Here is a 4490-nt window from a genome sequence, read left to right as displayed (position 1 = left end):
TACATTTCAAATTAATCAAATTAATCAAAATAATAATACAATAATATTAAATAAAAACTCTACTTTTAAGTGTTCTTAACAAGGGGAAGATTACACAATGATAAAGAATAAAGAATCAAAAGAGATACAATATGTAATGGATATCTCTAATGAATAAGGTTTACATTGTATTTTATCATCAAAACCAAAGTCAGTTTTTATAAATCACAAACTGGAAGTCCACTTCGAACCAAAGGTTACATTCCCTTTTTGAAGAACGATATCTGAATGTAAAAATTTGGCTGCATCTGCTGACTTTTTCACTTTAACGCTGCTTCGCTCCATCATCTCTTTTTCGTATGGATGTAAAACATCTTCACGTAGATTGACTTGTTTATTTTGCGCATGATAAACTGAGGTGATTTTTTGTGCCAACAATAAAGCATCTAACAAAGCCTGATTGGCACCTTGCCCTTTGAAAGGACTCATCGGATGTGCTGCATCGCCTATTAAAGTAACAGGACCTACATTTTCTAATAAATTTGGCGTTAATAAATCTCGGTCGTAAACAGGATATCCCGTAATCTGTTTAGCTTCGGTAGCGGCGATAATTTCTGGAATAGGAGAGTGCCAATGCGTTCTTTTCGCAACTTCTGTTTTTAAGGCTTCAGAACCTTTTTTACTTAAATTTTTAGCATCTTCTTCTGACATTAGAAAACTAAATTGCCACATAATCGACTCTTTATCATACGGCATCATATACATTCGTTCCGTTCCATTTGCGGTCTGAAACACCGTTGCACCATCTAACAAATGATTATCTAAATCTTTTAAAGCATTTAGTTTACAGATTCCTAAAATCACAATACAACCTAAATATCTTAATGGATTTGTATCTTCATTGATAATCAACCGACGCACCGAACTACGTATGCCGTCTGCACCAACAAGTAAATCAGCTTTAAAATGTTTTTTTATTCCATCAACATCAAACGTTAATTCGACTTTATCATCAACTTTAAAATCAGTTAATTGATGATTCCATAAAACTTGTTTATCACCACCCAATTGCTCTAAAAAAGCTAAACGCAAAGATTGTCTTGCAATGTGAATATTGGTATGTTTATTCTTGTTTTTTGCTTCAATAGCTTCTTTGTCTTGCAATTTTCTTATTCCCCATTCGCCAATCACATTTCCTTCTATGGTATGTGCCAAATGCAGCGTAGAAACAATACCCTGATCCAAAGTTGTAATTCCAAACTTTTTTAGTTCCTTACTCGCTTGTTGTAACGTTAATCCATAACCTTGCGAACGATCGTTGAAAGCGCGATCTCGCTCGAAAAGTGTAAAAGGAATTTGTCGATGCAAACACGCTAATGCTAACGCAATTCCACCAATCCCAGCTCCTACAATAGCAATATGAGGATAATTTTTATTGGTTTGAGGGAATTCTTCTGTTTGCGTTAAACCAGATCCTAAGCAAGTTGTACAAATTTGCATCGAACTTTTTGGTTTATTTGGAATAGTGTTGTCGTTTTTATTTTTTTTCGATTGAGGAAGAGAGGCTTCATAACGCAATTGTTTCTTTTTCGAAACACCTTGACTTTTTTTTCCAAGACCATTGCAATTCTTGCAGCTTATCCAATTTATTTGTTTACTCAATTCTAAAAATTTTTGCAAAAATACAATTTACTGTATTTTATTCTGTGTACTGTTTGATATTATATTTTGGAAATTACTAAAACTATTCTAATTTTTTGAATTACCAAGCTCTATTTTGAAAGCGATAAATAATTTGTTCTTAGAAAATCATTTTTTGTAATTTATATTCAGTTTCTTGTTTATTTTCAAATTGAAAAAGAAGTTATGATTTAGTGAAGAAATCTGAATGTAAGATATTTTATTCTATGAAAAACCTCGTTTAATGTTTTCTAAACGAGGTTTGATGATATTTTTGAGATAATTGTAACTCTTAAAATAAATGATGTTACTCGGTTATAACATTATTCAAAAAGTCTTGATTATTAACAAGTTGTTGAATAAGATTATCGATTGCTGGAGGTAAAAACTTTTCAAATTTAGCACCTTTTGTGTTTGCTTTTCCTGTAATTAAGTCAGTCCAAACAACTTTTCCATCTTTGTCAACCAATTGAAATTTAACTGTAATTTCTGGGATTAACTGAACAGTAGAGAATCCAGAAATTGCTTCATAATCTAATTTTTGTAACTCAGATTTTAGAATATAATCATTACTACCGTTAACTGAAATATTTTTTTCATTGAAACCATTTTTTATAGCTTCGGTTAAAATTTCTGAAACTGGTTTTTCCGCCATATATGCACCTGACATCGTTTGATTGTACATGTTTTTCTTGTAAAAAATAACCTTTTCATCACTGTATCCTCTCATGTCTTTCATTTCGTCAATTTTAACAATTTTACTAGAAGATAGTCTATCACTAACTTTTAGGTTCGATTGATAATTAATTTGCTTGACAGAATTAGATAAAGCACAACTTGTTAAGGTTATTAATGAGATACCCAAGAGAAGTGTTGTAAATTTTGATTTCATTTTTTAAAATAATATATCTTACCATAACGGAAAAAGTAACATTTAATTGTAGATAAATTTACTAATAAGGATAATTGCATAGAATTCAAAATATTGTTATTAAAATAATACGAAGGATAGAAAAGAAATTATTGAGTGATTTTAATCCTGAATTAGGAAATGAAAGATAAATTGTATTATTAGAAATTTTTGTGATAATTATTTTCTAAAAAGTAATAGTTAATCTAGGTTTATTAGTTTACTTTCTTTAATCGAAAATCTTAAGATACAAAACCAAAAAAGGATTTCAATTGAAATCCTTTTTTTATATAAACTAATTGATAAAATTATTTATCAATCGACCCCATTACACGTTGCATAAAAGTATTGGCAGCAGTACGCTCATCCAATCCTTCTTCTTCCATCATTTGCTTCATTTCCATTGCTCCACAAATGTTAGAAATCATTTCACCAATTACTTCTTGTTCTGGCTCCTTTACAGCTGGAGAATCAGCATAAACTTCCAAAACTTCTAAAGCTGTTTCCATTGCTTCAATAGAAACATTTTTTGCTAAATTCTTAAATACCGGCAGCTTCATTGATCAATTCTTTTACAGCATCAATTTTAGACGCAGTTACTTGTCCTACATTTTTTCCTCCTTTAAATACCGCGAAAGTTGGTAAGTTAGGAACATCCGCTAATTTTCTTGATTCTACTAATTTCTCAGCATCAACATATAAAAACTCAGCTTGACCTTCATATTCAGCCGCTAATTTTTTGAATTTTGGTTTTATTAAACGGCAGTTTCCACACCATCCAGCACCATATTGTACAATTACTATATTGTTATCAGTAACTACTTGTGCTAAGTTATCTTGTTCTAATTCTGCAAACATTTTATTAATTTTTATGGTTAAAATTGGATTAAAAAAAGGCTGTCTAAGTGTTGAGCTTAGTGATTTTTATTGAAAATTAATCCATTAAAATCTCCTGTCAAATTTTTTAGACAGCCTCTTCGTGAATTTTGAAAATCAAAAAATTTTCAAGTTATTTTTAGTGAGAAGCTAAGTAAGAAGCTACACCATCTTTAGTAGCGTTCATTGCATCTTTTCCTTCTTCCCAGTTTGCTGGACAAACTTCACCATATTTCTCAACGTGTAAAATAGCGTCTAATAAACGTACATACTCATCAATGTTACGTCCTAATGGTAAATCGTTTATTGTTTCGTGACGAACAACACCGTTTTTGTCGATGATGAAAGTACCACGGTAAGCAACTGGAGCTCCTTCAAATTTCAAAGAATCATTTTCTTCATTGTAAACATACTCACCAGCCAAAACTCCGTAATCCATAGCGATAGTTTTTGCTAAGTCAGCAACGATTGGGTAAGTAACACCTTCGATACCTCCGTTATCTTTAGCGGTGTTTAACCACGCTAAGTGCGTTTCTTCTGAATCACAAGAAGCAGCGATTACAACAGCATCTCTTTTTTCGAATTCAGCTAATTTAGCTTGAAATGCGTGTAATTCTGTTGGACAAACAAATGTAAAATCTTTTGGGTAGAAGAATAAAACGATGTTTTTTTCTCCGATTGGCATTGAAAAGTTTTCTACGATTTCGTCTCCATCAATTACTGCTGGCGCTGTAAATAAAGGCGCTTTTTTTCCTACTAATGACATAATTTTAATTTTTTATATTTTGTTTTTTACTTCTCGATGTGATAAAACTTGTAATAGTTTTTATCTCTTTTACTGATACAAATTTAGACTGATATTTTAAACTGTCCATATATTTTCAATTTCAAATATAGATTATACTATAAATTATATTTATGATATATGATTAATAATAATTATTGAGTTAATATTCTATTGAAATTCAATACAACAGCCTTTTTATCTTATTTATACGCTAATTTACGAAGATTATTTACCCTAAAGAGTTGTAAATCGTCAGCA

General features: G+C 30.7%; 5 protein-coding genes. All 5 read right to left on the bottom strand.

Annotation, left to right across the window (positions count from 1 at the left end; genetic code table 11):
- Positions 1-204: 204 nt before the first annotated feature.
- Positions 205-1641 (bottom strand): FAD-dependent oxidoreductase, encoded by a 1437-nt coding sequence (locus tag B4G36_RS00770; protein ID WP_291061263.1) that lies wholly within the window; start codon positions 1639-1641, stop codon positions 205-207.
- Positions 1642-1966: 325 nt separating this feature from the next.
- Positions 1967-2398, bottom strand: coding sequence for a hypothetical protein (locus B4G36_RS00765; RefSeq protein WP_291061261.1), 432 nt, complete (start codon positions 2396-2398; stop codon positions 1967-1969).
- A 479-nt stretch (positions 2399-2877) separates the two neighbouring features.
- On the bottom strand, positions 2878-3129 hold the full coding sequence (locus B4G36_RS00760) for a DUF6952 family protein (RefSeq protein WP_038336694.1): 252 nt from the start codon (positions 3127-3129) through the stop codon (positions 2878-2880).
- Positions 3110-3427, bottom strand: a complete 318-nt coding sequence (locus tag B4G36_RS00755) for a thioredoxin family protein (protein WP_291061259.1) — start codon at positions 3425-3427, stop codon at positions 3110-3112. The genes B4G36_RS00760 and B4G36_RS00755 overlap by 20 nt, the downstream gene beginning before the upstream one ends.
- 157 nt (positions 3428-3584) lie before the next feature.
- A complete protein-coding gene (locus B4G36_RS00750; protein ID WP_038336698.1) occupies positions 3585-4211 on the bottom strand; it encodes a peroxiredoxin in 627 nt (208 codons plus the stop codon).
- Between the last annotated feature and the right edge of the window lie 279 nt (positions 4212-4490).

The sequence above is a fragment of the Empedobacter sp. UBA3239 genome, assembly GCF_002362875.1.
In the GTDB taxonomy this organism is placed as follows: domain Bacteria; phylum Bacteroidota; class Bacteroidia; order Flavobacteriales; family Weeksellaceae; genus Empedobacter; species Empedobacter falsenii_B.
Note: the sequence above shows the minus strand (reverse complement) of the source record. Positions and strands in the feature narration are given on the sequence as shown.

Excerpts from the sequence above, each read along its gene's own strand:
- B4G36_RS00765 (WP_291061261.1), bottom strand. The coding sequence starts at position 2,398 with ATGAAAGACATGAGAGGATACAGTGATGAAAAGGTTATTTTTTACAAG.
- B4G36_RS00760 (WP_038336694.1), bottom strand. The coding sequence starts at position 3,129 with ATGAAGCTGCCGGTATTTAAGAATTTAGCAAAAAATGTTTCTATTGAA.
- B4G36_RS00755 (WP_291061259.1), bottom strand. The coding sequence starts at position 3,427 with ATGTTTGCAGAATTAGAACAAGATAACTTAGCACAAGTAGTTACTGAT.
- B4G36_RS00750 (WP_038336698.1), bottom strand. The coding sequence starts at position 4,211 with ATGTCATTAGTAGGAAAAAAAGCGCCTTTATTTACAGCGCCAGCAGTA.